The 16,550-nt window shown below is 75.9% G+C and carries 15 protein-coding genes; 6 read left to right on the forward strand and 9 right to left on the reverse strand.

The window, feature by feature from the left end; all coding sequences use genetic code 11:
• Nucleotides 1-144: 144 nt before the first annotated feature.
• Nucleotides 145-3,117 carry an ATP-binding protein gene (locus ACI796_RS18130; protein ID WP_456942617.1) on the reverse strand — a complete coding sequence of 991 codons (2,973 nt, stop codon included), beginning with the start codon at nt 3,115-3,117 and terminating at the stop codon, nt 145-147.
• 8 nt (nt 3,118-3,125) lie between these two features.
• Nucleotides 3,126-3,248 carry a hypothetical protein gene (locus ACI796_RS18135; protein WP_456942618.1) on the reverse strand — a complete coding sequence of 41 codons (123 nt, stop codon included), beginning with the start codon at nt 3,246-3,248 and terminating at the stop codon, nt 3,126-3,128.
• A 167-nt stretch (nt 3,249-3,415) separates the two neighbouring features.
• On the opposite strand from ACI796_RS18135, the gene ACI796_RS18140 reads away from it, so the two are divergent.
• A complete protein-coding gene (locus ACI796_RS18140; RefSeq protein ID WP_456942619.1) occupies nt 3,416-4,804 on the forward strand; it encodes a glucose-6-phosphate dehydrogenase in 1,389 nt (462 codons plus the stop codon).
• A gap of 179 nt (nt 4,805-4,983) precedes the next feature.
• Here the strand turns inward: ACI796_RS18140 and ACI796_RS18145 are convergent, their stop codons facing one another.
• Entirely contained in the window at nt 4,984-5,841 is an 858-nt protein-coding gene (locus tag ACI796_RS18145; protein ID WP_456942620.1) for a phospholipid scramblase-related protein, read from the reverse strand.
• A 47-nt stretch (nt 5,842-5,888) separates the two neighbouring features.
• Here ACI796_RS18145 and ACI796_RS18150 point away from each other — a divergent pair, with 47 nt between their 5' ends.
• Nucleotides 5,889-7,160, forward strand: coding sequence for an ArgE/DapE family deacylase (locus ACI796_RS18150; protein ID WP_456942621.1), 1,272 nt, complete (start codon nt 5,889-5,891; stop codon nt 7,158-7,160).
• Nucleotides 7,157-7,774: an HD domain-containing protein gene (locus ACI796_RS18155; protein ID WP_456942622.1), complete on the forward strand. Its 618-nt coding sequence runs from the start codon at nt 7,157-7,159 to the stop codon at nt 7,772-7,774. The genes ACI796_RS18150 and ACI796_RS18155 overlap by 4 nt, the downstream gene beginning before the upstream one ends.
• Here the strand turns inward: ACI796_RS18155 and ACI796_RS18160 are convergent.
• Complete coding sequence (locus ACI796_RS18160; protein ID WP_456928057.1) at nt 7,746-8,021, reverse strand: DUF4031 domain-containing protein; 276 nt, start codon at nt 8,019-8,021, stop codon at nt 7,746-7,748. The two genes, ACI796_RS18155 and ACI796_RS18160, sit on opposite strands and share 29 nt — an antisense overlap.
• Nucleotides 8,022-8,056: 35 nt before the next feature.
• On the opposite strand from ACI796_RS18160, the gene ACI796_RS18165 reads away from it, so the two are divergent.
• Nucleotides 8,057-9,055, forward strand: coding sequence for a Gfo/Idh/MocA family protein (locus tag ACI796_RS18165; protein ID WP_456942623.1), 999 nt, complete (start codon nt 8,057-8,059; stop codon nt 9,053-9,055).
• Here the strand turns inward: ACI796_RS18165 and ACI796_RS18170 are convergent, their stop codons facing one another.
• On the reverse strand, nt 9,056-9,841 hold the full coding sequence (locus ACI796_RS18170; protein WP_456942624.1) for a DUF72 domain-containing protein: 786 nt from the start codon (nt 9,839-9,841) through the stop codon (nt 9,056-9,058).
• 161 nt (nt 9,842-10,002) lie between these two features.
• Between ACI796_RS18170 and ACI796_RS18175 the strand changes: the two genes are divergently transcribed.
• Both ACI796_RS18175 and ACI796_RS18180 read left to right on the forward strand, forming a co-directional pair.
• Nucleotides 10,003-11,916 (forward strand): fibronectin type III domain-containing protein, encoded by a 1,914-nt coding sequence (locus tag ACI796_RS18175; protein WP_456942625.1) that lies wholly within the window; start codon nt 10,003-10,005, stop codon nt 11,914-11,916.
• A 116-nt stretch (nt 11,917-12,032) separates the two neighbouring features.
• Nucleotides 12,033-12,221, forward strand: coding sequence for a VOC family protein (locus ACI796_RS18180; RefSeq protein WP_456942626.1), 189 nt, complete (start codon nt 12,033-12,035; stop codon nt 12,219-12,221).
• Between the two features lie 257 nt (nt 12,222-12,478).
• Here the strand turns inward: ACI796_RS18180 and groL are convergent, their stop codons facing one another.
• The 4 genes from groL to thrC form a co-directional block, all read right to left on the reverse strand.
• Nucleotides 12,479-14,107 (reverse strand): chaperonin GroEL, encoded by a 1,629-nt coding sequence (groL, locus tag ACI796_RS18185; protein ID WP_456942627.1) that lies wholly within the window; start codon nt 14,105-14,107, stop codon nt 12,479-12,481.
• 216 nt (nt 14,108-14,323) lie between these two features.
• Nucleotides 14,324-14,806 (reverse strand): hypothetical protein, encoded by a 483-nt coding sequence (locus ACI796_RS18190; RefSeq protein ID WP_456942628.1) that lies wholly within the window; start codon nt 14,804-14,806, stop codon nt 14,324-14,326.
• A 16-nt stretch (nt 14,807-14,822) separates the two neighbouring features.
• A complete protein-coding gene (locus ACI796_RS18195; protein ID WP_075013019.1) occupies nt 14,823-15,023 on the reverse strand; it encodes a cold-shock protein in 201 nt (66 codons plus the stop codon).
• Nucleotides 15,024-15,243: 220 nt separating this feature from the next.
• Nucleotides 15,244-16,545: a threonine synthase gene (gene thrC / locus ACI796_RS18200; RefSeq protein ID WP_456942629.1), complete on the reverse strand. Its 1,302-nt coding sequence runs from the start codon at nt 16,543-16,545 to the stop codon at nt 15,244-15,246.
• Nucleotides 16,546-16,550: the final 5 nt, after the last annotated feature.

The following is a 16,550-nucleotide window of genomic DNA, read 5'->3' on the forward strand; positions in this document are numbered from 1 at the left end:
CGGGGGGAGGCCCTGCGCGCCCGCCGCGACCCCCGCGGCACGAGGAAGGGTGGCGCCCCCCCCCCGGCCCCCCCCCCCCCCCCCACGACACGCCGTCGGTCGGTGGTCACGGCGCCGTGATCGTCAGGACGGGCGGGGACGGCGTCAGCCCGTGGGCAGCAGGCCCTCGGCGGCGGCACGGGCGACGGCCTCGGTGCGGGAGCCGGCGCCGAGCTTGGCCAGGATGTTGCTGACGTGCACGCTGGCGGTCTTCTCGCTGATGTAGAGCTCGCTGCCGATCTGCCGGTTGGTGCGGCCGCGGGCGAGCAGGGCCAGCACCTCGGTCTCGCGCGGGGTGAACACCGCCGCCGTCTCCACCACCCGCCCGGCGCCGGGCAGCTCCAGCCGCGCCCGGCGGGCCAGCGCGGTGACCGCGGCCAGCAGCGGCGCGGCGCCCAGCTCGCGCGCGGTCCGGGCGGCGGCGGACAGTGGCTCCAGTGCGGCCTCGCGGTCGCCGGCAGCGACCAGCGCCTCGGCCAGCCGCCACCGGCTGCGGGCCTGCTCGTACACGTGCCCGTAGCCGAACGCCTCGACGGCGGCCGCCCACAGCTCCGGCGCCGGGCGCCCGGCCAGCCGCGCGGCCTCGGCCTCCACCCGGGCGGTCCACGCCGCCGCCTCGACGCCGTGCGGGCCGATCAGCCGGGCGTGCGCCTCGACCGCCGAGCGGGCGATCTCCACCAGCGACTCCCCCGCCGCCGTCCACTCCCGCTCCGCGGCGGCGTCCCCGGTGAGCCGGGCCGTGGCCGCCGCGTCGCCGACCGGCGCCAGCGCGGTCGCGGCGAGCCGGACGACGGCCAGCCGGTCGTCGCCCCACAGCCCGGTCAGCGTCTCCGTGGCCGACCGCGCGGTGGCCAGCGCGGTGGCGGGATCGCCGGCCCACGCGGCCACGTCGATCTCCGCGCCGGCGGTGGCCAGGAGCAGCAGCACGTGCGCGTCGAGCCGGCCGACCAGGCCGCGCGCCCAGGCGATCCGCTCCGCGGCGGCCGGGTCGCCGCGGCCGACCTGCACGAGCAGCCCGGCCGCGCGCACGTGCGCGGCCATCTCGGGCACCCGGGCCAGCCGGTCGGCCAGCGCCAGGCTGCCGTCCCAGTCACCGACGACGTACCGCGAGACGACGCCGAGGTGGCGCAGCTCCGCGGCGTAGAACGACCACTCGACGCCGAGCTCGGCGGCGCGTGCCAGCGCCGTGTCGCTCCAGCGCAGCGTCTCGCCCGAGCACCCGGCCTCGTAGGCGACGATCGCCAGGTTGAACAGCACCCGCATCTCGACGTCGGGGTCCCCCGACCGGCGGGCGCGGGCCAGCACCTCCTCCAGCCGCGCGGGCAGCTCCTCCCCGCCACGCGAGCGGGCCAGCGACACCGCGACGTCGGCCCACGCGCCGTCCAGCCCCAGCGCGTCGGCCGCGGCCAGCGCCTCCTCGGCGGCGGCGTCGCCCTCGGCTCGGCGGCCCACGTCGTAGCAGACGCGGGCGTGCGTGGCCGCGGCCCAGGTGCGCACCGGCGACGGCGGCACGGCCGGCACCAGCTCCATCGCCGCCGTGCTCTCCCGCAGCGCGGCGGCCTGGTCCTCGATGCGGCCCAGCGCCTGCGCCAGGGTCGAGTGCAGCCGCGCGCGCAGCTCCCGGTCGCCGTCCGGGCCGAGCAGCTCCTGCGCCGAGCGCAGCAGCGCCACCGCCCGGTGCAGCTCCCCGCCGCGGCGGGCGGCGGCCGCGGTGTCCAGCAGCAGCTCGGCCTGCGAGCGCCCGGCCCGCGCGGCCGCGTCGGGCACCGCCGGCCACAGCGCGAGCACCGCCTCCAGGTGCTGCAGCTGCTCGGCCGGGGCGGCCACCCGCCGCGCCTCGTCCGCGGCCTCCAGCGACGCCGACAGGGCACCGGCCAGGTCGTTGCTCTCCCGCAGGTGGTGCGCCCGCTCCGCGGCGGTGCCCGCGCCCGGGACGCCGGCCAGGTGGGCGGCGACGGCGGCGTGCAGCCGGACCCGCTCGCCGGGCAGCAGGTCGGCCAGCACCGCCTCGCGCACCAGGGCGTGGCGGAACCGGTAGGCGCCGTCGGGGTCGACGACGAGCAGGTGCGAGTGCACCGCCTCGCCCAGCGCCGCCTCCAGGTCGGCAGGCGCCAGCCCGCCCACCGCCGCCACGAGCTCGTGCCGCACCCGCCGCCCGGCGACCGCGGCCACCCGCAGCACCTGCTGCCCGGCCGGGGTCAGCTGCTCCACCCGGGCCAGCAGCACGTCGGTGAGCAGCAGCGGCAGCGACTCCCCCGCGAGTCCCGCGGCCAGCAGCTCCTCGGCGTAGAACGCGTTGCCCTCCGCGCGGGCCACGACGTCGTCGACGGTGCGGTCGGGCACGCCCGCGGCCAACCCTCGCACGAGCTGCTGGACGTCGGCGTCGGGCAGCGGACCGAGGTCCAGCCGCTCGACGCCGGGCAGCCGGACCAGCTCGGCGAGCAGCGGCCGCAGCGGGTGGCGGCGGTGCAGGTCGTCGGAGCGGTAGGAGGCGACGACGGCGACCGGCTCGCCGGCCAGCCGGGCCAGCAGGTAGCGGACCAGGTCGCGGCTGGAGCGGTCGGCCCAGTGCAGGTCCTCGAGCACCACCAGCAGCGGGGTGTCGGCGGCGAGCCCGGACAGCGCGGTGGCGACCGCCTCGAACAGCTGCAGCCGGCCGTCGTCGACCGGTGGGCGCAGCGCGCGGACCGGGCTGCCCAGGTCGGCCGCCTCGGGCTCGCGCGCGGCGGCCGACCGGGCGGCGAACAGCGCGGCGGCCCCGTCGCCGAGCTCGTCGGCGACGGGGCGCAGCAGGTCGACGAAGGGCAGGTAGGGCAGGCCGACCTCGCCGAGGTCGACGCAGTGGCCGGTCAGCACCCGCAGGCCGCGGGCGGCCGCGCGGCCCGCCAGCTCGTCGAGCAGGCGGGACTTGCCGACACCGGCGTCGCCGGCGACCAGCACGGCCGCGCCGCGGCCGGCGACCGCCCGGTCGACGGCGGCCAGGAGCGTGGCGAGCTCCGTCGCCCGCCCCACCAGGGGTCGCTCGTCCCACCGCGCCACGTCGGCGATCGTGGCACGGGCCACCGACGGGACGGCCACCAGCGCCGTCAGCGGGACCGCCGGGACCGCCAGGGGGCGCGGCGGGTGCGGGTGCCCCGGCCGAGCTCCTGCAGCACCTCACGCCGGTAGGCGAGCTCGGCCTCGAGTCCGGGGTTGGGATAGGTGTTCACGACGGTCTCCTCGGTGTCGTCGTCCGGTGGGTACGGCGACCACGGTCGTGCTGAGGCGACGGCGCGGGCATCGGGCGACCGGGCAGTCCTCACCTGCTCCCGGCGTCTGAGGCCCCCTCAGACGCACCCGGCGCGCGCCTGAGGGGCGGGGCGGCGAGGCTGGGCGCATGGCCGACCTCCGCCCGACCGTCTTCGTCCTGTTCGGCGCCACCGGCGACCTGGCCGCGCGCATGGTCCTGCCGGCCTTCGACGTCCTGCAGCGCCGCGGGCTGCTCCCGCCGGACTGGCGGATCGTCGGCAGCGGGCGCGGCGAGCGCTCCGACGACGAGTTCCGCGACCTGGTCCGGGACGCCCTGGCCGAGCACGGCGACGGGGAGCCCGCCGAGGGGCTGCCCGAGCGGCTGCGCTTCGCCGGCGGCGGCTTCGCCCCGGAGGACCCCGGGCAGCTGCCCGACGCCGTGGCCCGCGCCCGTGAGGAGCTCGGCGACGACGCCCAGCTCGTGCACTACCTCGCCGTCCCTCCCGAGGCGTTCGGCGGCATCACCCGGGCCCTGGACGCCCACGGCCTGGCCGACGGCGCCCGCGTCGTCTACGAGAAGCCCTACGGCACCTCCCCCGACGGGTTCCGCGAGCTCGACGAGCTGGTGCACGCGGTGCTCGACGAGGAGCAGGTCTTCCGCATCGACCACTTCCTGGGCAAGGAGGCCACCCAGGACCTGCACGTGCTGCGCTTCGCCAACGGGCTGTTCTCCTCGGTGTGGAGCCGCGAGCACGTGGCGCAGGTGCAGGTCGACGTCCCCGAGACCCTCGACGTCGCCGACCGCGCGGAGTTCTACGACGCCACCGGCGCCACCCTCGACATGCTGGTCACCCACCTGTTCCAGGTGGCCGCCGAGGTGGCGATGGAGCCGCCGGTGTCCCTGGCGCCGGGCGACCTGCAGGAGGCCCGCGAGGCGGTGCTGGCGGCGTTCCGGCCGCTGGCCCGCGAGGACGTCGTCCTGGGGCAGTTCACCGGCTACCGGGACCTCGACGACGTCGCCGACGACAGCGGCACCGACACCTTCGTCGCGGCGCGGCTGTGGGTCGACACCGACCGCTGGCGCGGCGTGCCGTTCCTGCTGCGCACCGGCAAGCGGATGGCCGAGAGCCGGCAGCAGGTGACGCTGGTGCTGCGCCGGCCCGACGGCCCGGTCGGCGCGGTGCCCGGCGGCGGGAACACCGTGTCGCTGTCGCTGTCGGGCGCCGGCGCGCTGGACCTCGGGCTGGTGGCCAAGCGCCCGGGGCCGGAGCTGGAGCTGTCGGTGGCGGAGGCGTCGCTGGACCTGGGCGCGGTGCCCGAGGGCGAGCCGCTGCCGCCCTACGCCACGCTGCTCTACGACGTCCTGGTCGGCGACCGGTCGCTGTTCACCACCAGCGGCGGGCTGGAGCGGGCGTGGCGGGCGGTCGCGCCGGTGCTCGGGGACGGGCCGGAGGTGCACCCCTACGAGCCGGGCTCCTGGGGGCCCGCGGAGGCGGCGGCCCTGGCCGGGCCCGGCGGCTGGGTGCTGGGGAGCTGAGGAGGGTCCGGACCGGGCTCTGGTCGCCTCGCGGCGAGAAGCACGACGCGGCTCCAGACCCCCGGCCGAGGCCGGGGCGGTGGTCCGCGAAGGCGGTATCCAATTGGCACCCGGGGACACAGATCGCCCGGTCCGGACCCCACCGACGGTACCCCGCTCCCGGCCGTGACACGCGCGGGTCAGCCGAATCCGCGGGAGTCCTGCTTGAGCGCCGTGTCGACGGTCAGCGCCGAGGCCAGCACCAGGCTCGCCAGCGGCTCGGGCAGCCGGGCGTGCACCCGCACGACGTAGTGGTCGGCGGTGGTGAACAGCGTGCGGGCCAGGCCCTCCCACGTCTTGGTGATGCGGGCGACCTCGGTGCCCAGGTGGTCGGTGACGGAGAAGTCCCAGGCCCGCCAGTTCTCGGCCTGGATCGCGCCGGCCGGCTGACCGCCCACCACCAGGTCGAAGCGGATCCGGCCGAACACGTTGGCCTGGACGACCTCCCCCACCGGCGCGCCCTCGGGCGTCTCGACGACGACCCGCGACTTGACCAGCTTCGCCGGACGGGTGAGCACCAGGACCGGCCCGTGGGCGTCGCGCACCTCGAGGCGGTGGGTGAGGTACTGGTCGAGGCTGCTCATGAACCGGACGACCTTCTTGGCCGCCGACTGCCCGACCTCGACGACGGCCCCGATCTGCGTGCCGTCGCCGGCGAGGACGGCGTACTCGTTGGTGAGCTCGACCAGCTTGGTCTTCTGGTTGACCAGCAGCACCGGTTGGTCGTGCAGCACCGAGCGGCGGGGCTGGGCGCCGTACTGCTGCTGGCCCCCGTACTGCTGATGGCCCCCGTGATGCTGCTGGCCGCCGTACGGCTGCTGGACCGGCTGGGCCTGCTGCTGGGGCTGCTGGTGGGCCGGTGCGGGGGTGGGCTGCGGCACGGGCTGCGGGGCCGGCTGCTGGACGTGCCCGGTCCAGGTCCGGCCGTCCCACCAGCGGGAACCGCCGCTGCCGGCGGGGTCGGGGTACCAGCCGGGCGGCGGGAGGGGCTGCGTCACGGCGGCGACGGTAACCGCCGCGCCTGTGCGTGCCAGACTGCCGAGCCGTGTCCGACCTGAGCCGTGCCGAGGCCGCCGTCCTGGACGCCGTCGACGAGGCCGCCGCGGTCGACCTGCTCTGCCGGCTGGTCGCCGTCCCCTCGGTCGGCGGCACCGCGGCCGAGAGCGAGGCGCAGGCCCTCGTCGCCGGCGAGCTCGACGCGCTGGGCTGCGACGTCGACCGCTGGGCGATCGACCTCGCGGCGGCCGCCACCGCGCCGGACGCGCCCGGCCAGGAGGTCGAGCGCGACGAGGCGTGGGGCGTCGTCGGCACGCTGCCCGGCGCCGAGGACGGCGAGCCGGCGCTGGTGCTGTGCGGGCACACCGACGTCGTCCCGACCGGCGACCGCGCGCTGTGGGCCGGCGACCCCTTCACCCCGCGGGTCGACGGCGGCGGGGTGCACGGCCGCGGCGCCTGCGACATGAAGGGTGGCCTGGTCTCGGCGCTCGCCGCGCTGGCCGCGATCCGGGCCGCGGGCGTGCGGCTGCGCCGGCCGGTGGCGCTGCACAGCGTCGTCGGCGAGGAGGACGGCGGCCTGGGCGCGTGGGCCACCCTCGCCCGCGGGCACCGCGGCGACGCCTGCGTCATCCCCGAGCCCACCGACGGCGCCGTCGTCACCGCCGCGGCCGGCGCGCTGACCTTCCGGCTGGAGGTGACCGGCCACGCCGCCCACGCGGCGACGCGCGACCGCGGCGTCAGCGCGGTGGAGCTGTTCGCCGAGGTGCACGCCGACCTGCGTGCCTTCGAGGCGGGGCGGCAGCATGACGCCGACCCCCGCTTCGCCGGCGAGCGGTTCCCGTTCGGGCTGTCCATCGGCACGGTGCGCGCCGGCGACTGGGCCTCCAGCGTGCCCGACCGGCTGGTCGCCGAGGGCCGCTACGGCGTGCGGCTCGGCGAGCCGGTCGAGGCGGCCCGCGCGGCCTTCGAGGAGCGGGTGGCGGCGTTCGGCGCCGGGCACCCGTGGCTGGCCGCGCACCCGGTGCGGGTCACGTGGACCGGCGGCGCGTTCGCCAGCGGGCAGCTGCCGCCGGGGCACGAGCTGCTCGGGCAGGTCCGGGGCGCCGTCGTCGACGCGGGCGGGGCGGCGCCGCCGGAACGTGCGGTCGCGGCCGGCACCGACCTGCGGCTGTACGCGGCCGCGGGCGTCCCCGCGCTGCACCTGGGCCCGGGCGACCTGCACCTCGCGCACGGCCCGGCCGAGCGGGTGCCGGTGGCCGACGTGACCGCCGTGGCCCGCGCGCTGGCGCTGCTCACCGTGCGCCGCTGCGGGGTCGCGTGATCGCTTACGGGGACTTCGCGGCCCTGACCGGCGACTCCCCCGCCGCGCGCGACGAGTGGGCCGCCGTCGTCGCCGCCTGGAGCGAGCCGCACCGCCGCTACCACGACCTGCACCACCTGGCCGCCGTCCTCGGGCTGGTCGGCGCGCTGAGCCCGGCCGCGGACGACCCGGCCGCCGTCGCGCTGGCCGCCTGGTACCACGACGTCGTCTACGACCCCACCCGCGGCGACAACGAGCAGGCCAGCGCCGACCGGGCGCGGGCGGGCCTGTCCGGCCTGGTGCCGCCGGCGCGGGTGGACGAGGTGGTCCGGCTGGTCCTGCTGACCGCCCGCCACGACGCGGCCGACGGCGACGCGGACGGCGCCGTCCTCTGCGACGCCGACCTCGCCGTCCTCGCCGGGCCGCCGGAGGCCTACGCCGCCTACGCCTCGGCCGTCCGCGAGGAGTACGGGCACCTGCCCGACGAGGTGTTCACCGCCGGGCGGATCGCCGTCCTGGAGTCCCTGCTGGCACTGCCGGCGCTCTACCGGCTGCCGGCGACGCGGGAGTGGGAGCCGCGGGCGCGGGCCAACCTCGCCGCCGAGCTCACCCTGCTGCGCGGTCGCGCTTCCTGACCCGCAGGCCCGCGGCCGTCAGCCGGGCGAGCAGCTCGCGCGCCCCGACCGGCTCGGCGCCGGCGGCCACCGCGATGTCGTAGAGGTCCTCCGGGACGTCGTAGTGGTCCCCCTGGAACGCCCGGCGCGGGATGCCGAGCTCGGCGGCGACGAAGGCGTGCAGCTCGTCGTGCGACACGTCGCTGACCAGGTGCGACCAGCGGCGCCCCCGCCACGGCCAGACGGGACTGTCGATCAGCACGGCCACGGGGTGCAGTCTGCCCGGCGACTAGCGTCGTCGCCGTGAGCGAGCAGATCCGCTGGGGCATCGTCGGGCCGGGGCGCATCGCGCAGAGCGTGATGGGCGACTTCGCGCACGTGGAGGGTGCGCGGCCGGTGGCCGTGGCGTCCCGCTCGGCCGACCGCGCGCAGGCGTTCGCGCAGCAGCACGGGCTGGAGCGCGCGTACGGCTCCTACGCGGAGCTGCTCGCCGACCCCGACGTCGACGTCCTCTACGTCGCCACCCCGCACCCGCAGCACCACGCGGTCGCGCTCGCCGCCATCGAGGCGGGCAAGGCGCTGCTGGTGGAGAAGGCGTTCACCGCCACGACCGCCGGCGCGCAGGAGGTGGTGGACGCCGCCCGGGCGAACGGGGTGTTCGTCATGGAGGCGATGTGGACGCGCTTCCAGCCGGCCGTCGTCCGCATGCGGGAGCTGATCGCCGACGGCGCGATCGGCGAGGTGCGCTCGGTGCAGGCCGACCTCGGCGTCGACCGCGTCTACGACCCCGCCGACCGGCTGTTCGCCCTCGAGCTCGGCGGCGGCGCGCTGCTCGACCTCGGCGTCTACGTCGTCTCCTTCGCCCAGATGGTGCTGGGCACCCCCGACACCGTCACCGCCGCCGGGTCCACCTACCCCACCGGCGCCGACGCCGAGGCGGCGCTGCTGCTCGGCTGGGCGGACGGCCGCTCGGCCACGCTCACCACCTCGCTGCGCTACCCGACGCCGGGGCAGGCGCGGGTGTTCGGCACCGGCGGCTGGATCGACGTCCTCCCCCGCTTCCACCACCCGGCCACGCTCGTGCTGCACCGCACGGGCGCCGAGCCCGAGGAGATCACCCGCCCGGCGACCGGCGTCGGGTACTCCCACGAGCTCGCCGAGGTCACCCGCTGCCTGCAGGAGGGGCGCACGGAGTCCGCGGTCGTGCCGCTGGCCGACACCCTCGCCGTGCAGGAGATCCTGGGCCGCGCCGCCGAGCAGCTCGGCGTGCGGCACCGCGAGGACCCGCACGTGCTCGGCTGATCAGGCAGCCACCCACGCCGCGCCGGTCGCCTCCTCCGGGGTCGGCACCCGGGTGGGCGTGCGGCCGGCCCGGCGGACCGCGCCGGCCAGGGTGACCGCGTCGACGACGGCGGCGCCGCCCGGGTCGTTGTTCAGGTAGACGAACGCGTCCTCGTCGTCGGCGTACGCCTCGGCCAGGCGCTGCGCCCACTGCTCGAGCACCGCCGGCGGGTAGGCCCAGCCGTCCGCGCCGGTGTGCAGGCGGAGGTAGCCCCAGCCCGCCGTCCGCCACAGCGGCGTCACCGGCCGCTCGGCGCGGTCGGCCCAGCACAGCGCGGCGCCGTAGCGCTCCAGCAGGGCCCGGACCTCGTCGGTCCACCACGTCTCGTGCCGGGGCTCGACGGCGACCCGGATGCCCGGTGGGAAGCAGGCGAGGCAGTCCCGCAGCAGGCCGGCGTCGGCCCTGAGCGTCGGCGGCAGCTGCAGCAGGACGACGTCGAGCCGGTCGCCGAGGCCCGCGGCGTGCTCCACCAGCCGGGCCACCGGCTCCTCGGGCTCGCGCAGCCGCTTGACGTGGGTGAGGAAGCGGCTGGCCTTGACCGCCCAGCGGTAGTCGGGCGGGGTGCGCTCGCGCCAGGCGGCGAAGGTGTCCCGGGCGGGCAGCCGGTAGAAGGCGGCGTTGCTCTCGACGGTGGCGAAGTGCCGCGCGTGGTGCTCCAGCCACAGCCGCTGCGGCAGGCGCTGGGGATAGAAGCGGCCGCGCCAGTCGCGGTACTGCCACCCCGAGGTCCCGATCACCACGGCCATGGGCAACCGCCTACCCCGGCCCGCCGGGTGGGACGCACCCCTTGCATTGGGGGGTCGTGCTCCCCCTCGCCACGGCTGCCTGCCGCACCGGCTCCGGACGAGCGTGTCGCCCACCACGAACCGGGCCCACGGAGGGCGCGGCGGCGACCACGGAGTAGGCGATGACCAGGACACGACCGACCCTGCACGGCGGTCGCGGGGGTGCGCACCGAGCCGTTCCCCCCGCGTCGCGAACGACCCGTTCCCGCAAGCGGCTGATCGCCGGCGGCCTGGCCGCCGTCGCGGTCACCGGCGCGGCGGTGACCTTCGCGGCCACCGCCCAGGCCGGCAACCCGCCCCTGGGACCGGGCAACATCGAGATCTTCCCCAAGCGCGACATGGTCGCCCTCGAGGGCTACACCGACCAGGCCGGCGAGACGGCGACCGTGACCGTCTCGCGCAACGGGCAGCAGGTCGGCATCGGCGAGGGCGTCGTCGACGCGACCGGTTTCCTGGAGTTCAACCACCCCGGTGGCTCGTGCTGGACCGGCGTGACGCCCGACATCCGGGGCGGTGACCTCGTCGAGGTGCGGTTCAGCGAGACCGCCTTCACCGACGGCGCCTACGTCAGCTCGGCGAAGATCACCAGCGTCACGCACACCGACTTCGCGGCCACGGCGACCGAGGGCGACGTCGAGGGGTCGGTGACCATCAGCGGCACCTACGGCGACGACTTCGGCACCCGGTTCGACCTCTCGCGCTTCGTCGTCGAGGTGGTCAACCCGGAGATGCGCCGCCCCGACCCCAGCACGCCCCCGACCCTCATCGGGGAGCGCGCCATCGGCTGGACGCCCGTCGTCGACCCCGCCGAGCCCAACGGCGGGCCCGGGTACGAGGTCACCGGCACCGCCGAGAACGGCACCTTCTCGGTGACCTTCGGCATGTACTCGGCCGCCGACGCCGAGCGCGTGCTCGACGGCGAGCACGTGGTGACCTCCTGGATGCAGGACTCGGGCGAGCTGGCCCTCGGCAACTCGCTCTACGAGTTCGGCGAGACGGACGGCCCCGGCTTCGGTGGGTGCCCCTCCGGCCCCGCCAACCAGGCACCGGTGCCGCCGACCACCGTCGAGGCCACGCGCAGCGGCACGGACGTCACGCTCTCCTGGACGACCCCGGCCCAGCCCGCGGACGCCAACCCGGTCTCCGAGTACCGGGTGGCCGTCATCGACACCGTCACCGGCCAGGAGATCGCCGTCCGCCAGGGCGCCAGCGAGGGGGAGAACTCGGCGACCGTCCACGGCCTCGTCGAGGGCCAGGCCTACCCGATGATCCTCGAGGCGACCAACGGCCTGTGGAGCCCGGTGGTCGAGCTCGGCACGCTGAACGCCGACGGCACCGTCACGCCGGCCGACGACCCGACCAACCCCGACACCGGCGGCGGTACGGGTGGCGGCACGGGTGGCGGCGGCACGGGTGGCGGCGAGACCCCGACCGACCCGGTCGCGGTCGCCCCCACGGCGCCCACCCTCACCCGGGTGCTGGCCGGCCACGAGTCGGTCAGCGCCGAGTGGACGGCGGCTCTGCCGGGCAACGCCACCAGCCCGCTCACCGGCTACGAGATCGTGGTCACGCCGCCGGCGGCCGCCGACGGCACCGCGGGCACCCCGGTGACCGCACGGGTCGCGGCCACGGCCACCTCGGGCGCGGTGACCGGCCTGACCAACGGGGTCGACTACACCGTCCAGGTGTTCGCCGTCGCCGGTGAGCAGCGCACGGGCAGCACCACGGCCACGGGTGTCAACGCGGTCGTCAAGCCGGCGGACGTGGTGACGATCAGCCGGGCCCAGTACCGCTCCGACCGGCGCGAGTACCGGATCTCCGGCACCGTCCAGGACACCACCGCCAACCGGGTGCACCTCCGGATCGGCGACGTCACGGGCAGCGGTGCGGTCATCCAGCTCAACGTGCCGGTCCTGGCCGACGGCACCTGGTCGGTCGACCTCCGCAACGGCCCGGTGCTGCCGGCCAGCAACCTGTTCAACGTGGTCTCGGACTCCGGCGGCAGCACGGTCGCCCCGATGACGCGATCGCGCTGAGCCAGGCCGGTCGCCGGGGCTTCCCCGGGCCCCGGCGACCGGCCGCACCCCGAGGGCCCGTCACCACCGCCGGTGACGGGCCCTCGGCCTGTGCGTGCCCGTGGTGGGGTGGGCACGTGGCCGACGCACCCGCCCGCTTCGAGGACCTCTGCATCGACGCCCGCGACCACCGGGCCCTGGCCGACTGGTGGTGCGCCGCCCTGGGCCACGTCCGCCGCGACACCCTCCCCGACGGCACGCCGCGCGAGCGCGACCGGCCCGTGCCGATCGAGGACCCCGCCGGCGCCGGGCCGCCGCCGGCCTGACCCACCTCGGGCCGGCACCTGCGGGGACCCCGCCGCCCGGGACGCGCCGGGGACGACGTCTCCCCCGCAGTCGCGCGCCGGCGAGCGTGAGCAGGACTCGGGAGCCGAACACACGGCCAGCGCCCTCTCCGCCGTCGGGAGGGGGCATCCGGCGTGTGTTCGGCCCGTCGAGACGCCCGTGAACGCCGACAGGGGCGGCCCCGCGCGATGCGGGACCGCCCCTGCCGGGCGTTGCTGGTGTTACGAGGGGGCGGGACTCAGAAGTCCATGCCGCCCATGCCGCCGTCGCCACCGGGCATGGCCGGGGCGGCCTTCTCCGGCTTGTCGGCGATGACGGCCTCGGTGGTGAGGAAGAGCGCCGCGATGGAGGCGGCGTTCTGCAGCGCCGAGCGGGTGACCTTGGCCGGGTCGATGATGCCGGCCGAGACCAGGTCCACGTACTCGCCGGTGGCGGCGTTGAGGCCGTGGCCCACCTCGGAGTTGCGCACCTTCTCCGCCACGACGCCGCCCTCGAGGCCGGCGTTGACGGCGATCTGCTTCAGCGGCGCCTCGAGCGCGACGCGCACGATGTTGGCACCGGTGGCCTCGTCACCCTCGAGGTCGAGCTTCTCGAAGGCGACGGCGGTGGCCTGCGCGAGGGCGACGCCACCACCGGCGACGATGCCCTCCTCGACGGCGGCCTTGGCGTTGCGCACCGCGTCCTCGATGCGGTGCTTGCGCTCCTTGAGCTCGACCTCGGTCGCGGCGCCGGCCTTGATGACGGCGACGCCACCGGCCAGCTTGGCCAGGCGCTCCTGCAGCTTCTCGCGGTCGTAGTCGGAGTCCGACTTCTCGATCTCGGCGCGGATCTGGTTCACCCGGCCGGCGATCTGGTCGCTGTCACCGGCGCCCTCGACGATCGTCGTCTCGTCCTTGGTGACGACGACCTTGCGGGCGCGGCCCAGCAGGGAGACGTCGGCGGTGTCGAGCTTGAGGCCGACCTCCTCGCTGATGACCTGGCCACCGGTGAGGATGGCGATGTCGGTCAGCATGGCCTTGCGGCGGTCGCCGAAGCCGGGGGCCTTGACGGCCAGCGACTTGAAGGTGCCGCGGATCTTGTTCACGACCAGGGTCGCGAGGGCCTCGCCCTCGACGTCCTCGGCGATGATGGCCAGCGGCTTGCCCGACTGCATGACCTTCTCCAGCAGCGGGAGCAGGTCCTTGACCGAGCTGATCTTCGAGTTGACGACGAGCACGTACGGGTCGTCGAGGACGGCCTCCATGCGCTCGGCGTCGGTGACGAAGTAGGGCGAGATGTAGCCCTTGTCGAAGCGCATGCCCTCGGTGAGCTCGAGCTCGAGGCCGAAGGTGTTGCTCTCCTCGACGGTGATGACGCCTTCCTTGCCGACCTTGTCCATCGCCTCGGCGATGAGCTCACCGATGGCCGGGTCGGCGGCGGAGATCGACGCGGTGGCGGCGATCTGCTCCTTGGTCTCGACGTCCTTGGCGGTCGAGAGGAGGTACTCGGTGACCGAGGCGACGGCCTTCTCGATGCCCTTCTTCAGGGCCATCGGGTTGGCGCCTGCGGCGACGTTGCGCAGACCCTCGCGGACGAGCGCCTGGGCCAGCACGGTGGCGGTGGTGGTGCCGTCACCCGCGACGTCGTCGGTCTTCTTCGCGACCTCCTTGACCAGCTCGGCGCCGATCTTCTCCCAGGGGTCCTCGAGCTCGATCTCCTTGGCGATGCTCACACCGTCGTTGGTGATGGTGGGAGCGCCCCACTTCTTCTCGAGGACGACGTTGCGGCCCTTGGGGCCGAGCGTCACCTTGACGGCGTCGGCGAGGGTGTTCATGCCCCGCTCGAGGCCGCGGCGCGCCTCTTCCTCGAAGGCGATCATCTTGGCCATGTGGTGATGTCCTCCATGCATGGATCGCTGCACGGCCGGGACCGGCGCCCGCGACGGACGACACCGGCGCGGCGGGCTCCCATGTGGCCCGCGCTCCTGTGCCTCACCGTTCCGACCTGATTGGCACTCGGCACTGTCGAGTGCCAACCGGAAGTCTGGCACTCGCCCCTGCCGAGTGCAAGAACGGGGGGTGGGTGGCGCCTGTTCCCGCGTGGGTCAGTCGGCGAACCGCGCCAGGACGGCGGTGAACGCGGCCCCGAAGAGCAGGAGGGGGACCAGCCAGGACCAGCCGTAGCCGGAGAACCCGATGACGGTCACCCACACCCAGCCGCTCTCGGGGTGGGAGGCGGTCAGGCCGGTCGCCAGCCAGGTCCACGGCAGGACCGCCCAGCACGCCGTGCCGGCCAGCCAGTGCCCGAGCCGGCCGGGGCGCCGCGGCCCGACCGCGCGCGCCACCACCACGACGACGAGCAGCGCGAGCGCCCACGTCGCCACGGGGACCACGAGCGGCGGTCCGGTCCACCGGCCGGCGTCGTCCTGGCCGCCGCTGCGCACCCCGGAGAGGTGCAGGACCCCGGAGACGGCCGACAGCAGGACGAGGACCGCGGCGTGGGCGGCCAGCAGTGACGGCGCCCAGCTGACCGGTGGGCCGGGAACGGCTGCGGCCCGGCTCCCACGGAGGGAACCGGGCCGCAGCACGGGGGTACGGAGGAGCTCAGGCGACGCGGACGCCGTCGGCCTGGGGGCCCTTCTCGCCCTGGACGACCTCGAAGACGACCCGCTGGCCCTCGTCGAGGCTCTTGTAGCCGTCCATCTGGATGGCCGAGTAGTGGACGAAGACGTCCTGGCCGCCGTCGACGGCGATGAAGCCGAAGCCCTTCTCGGCGTTGAACCACTTCACGGTGCCCTGTGCCACGTGTGCTCCCACGTTGGTGCGTGCGGACGGTCCCCGTGATCCGGGGACCGGGGTACAGCTCTTCCGCCCGTCGGACACGTGCGTGGAACTGACGACCGCGCGAGACGGTACAACAGGCACGCCGCCGTGGGGAGATCCTGGACACACGACTCGGGGACGATCGGGCGGGATGTCACCCGCCGGATCGACGTCGCCGGCGAGCCTACGCCCCCGCCGGGGGTCAGCCGATGAGCCCCGCGGACCGGACCGACCGCAGCGAGGGCTCCACGCGGTGGGTGAAGCCGACGACCGGCAGCAGCGGGTCGAGGGTCTTGAGGCCCTCACCGGTGTTGAGGACGACGGTCTCCCTGGTCGGGTCGAGCCGGCCGTCCTCGACCAGCTGCCGCAGCACCGCCACGGTCACGCCGCCGGCGGTCTCGGCGAAGACGCCGGTGGTGCGGGCGAGGTCGCGGATGCCCTGGACGATCTGCTCGTCGCCGACCCGGCCGACGGCGCCGCCGGTGCGGCGGATGGCGTCGAGCGCGTACGGGCCGTCGGCGGGGTTGCCGATGTTCAGCGACTTGGCGATGCCGGTGGGCTTGACCGGCTTGACGACGTCCCAGCCGTTGTCGAAGGCGGTGGCGATCGGGTCGCAGCCGGCCGACTGGGCGCCGAAGACCCGCCACTCGGTGTCCGCGACGATCCCCGCCTTCACCAGCTCCCGCCAGGCCTTGTCCACCTTGGTGAGCAGCGAGCCCGAGGCCATGGGGATGACGACCTGGGCCGGGATCCGCCAGCCGAGCTGCTCGGCGATCTCGTAGCCCATCGTCTTCGAGCCCTCGGCGTAGTAGGGCCGCACGTTCTGGTTGACGAACGCGGTGTCCTCGAACTCGTCGGTCTCGGCGAGCTCGCTGGTCAGCCGGTTGACGTCGTCGTAGGAGCCGTCGACGGCGACCAGCGTCTGGCCGTAGACCGCCGACTGCACGACCTTGCCCGGCTCGAGGTCGGACGGGATGAACACGAACGACGGCAGGCCGGCGCGGGCGGCGTGGGCGGCCACCGAGTTGGCCAGGTTGCCGGTCGAGGCCGCGGCGATCCTGCGGTAGCCCAGCCCCCGGGCGGCGGTGGCGGCGAGGCTCACCACGCGGTCCTTGAACGAGTGGGTGGGGTTGGCCGAGTCGTCCTTGACCCACAGCCCGCCGGTGAGGCCGAGCTCGGCGGCGAGCCGGTCGGCGCGCACGAGCGGGGTCATGCCGGGATCGAGGCTGACCCGGTCGCCCGGGTCCTGGCCCACCGGCAGCAGCGCGGCGTAGCGCCAGATGTTCTGCGGGCCGGCCTCGATCTGCTCGCGGGTGACGGCGGCCATCAGCTCGGGGTCGTAGTCGACCTCGAGCGGGCCGAAGCACTGCGCGCAGGCGTGCTCGGCGATCAGGCCGAAGGTGGCGCCGCAGTTGCGACAGACGAGGCCGCGGGCGGGGCTCGGGGCGACCGGGCCGCCGGCGGCGGAGTCGGCCTGGAGGGAACCGGGAGCGGTCAGGGTCATGCGAC

Source organism: Geodermatophilus sp. SYSU D00525, from assembly GCF_054050475.1.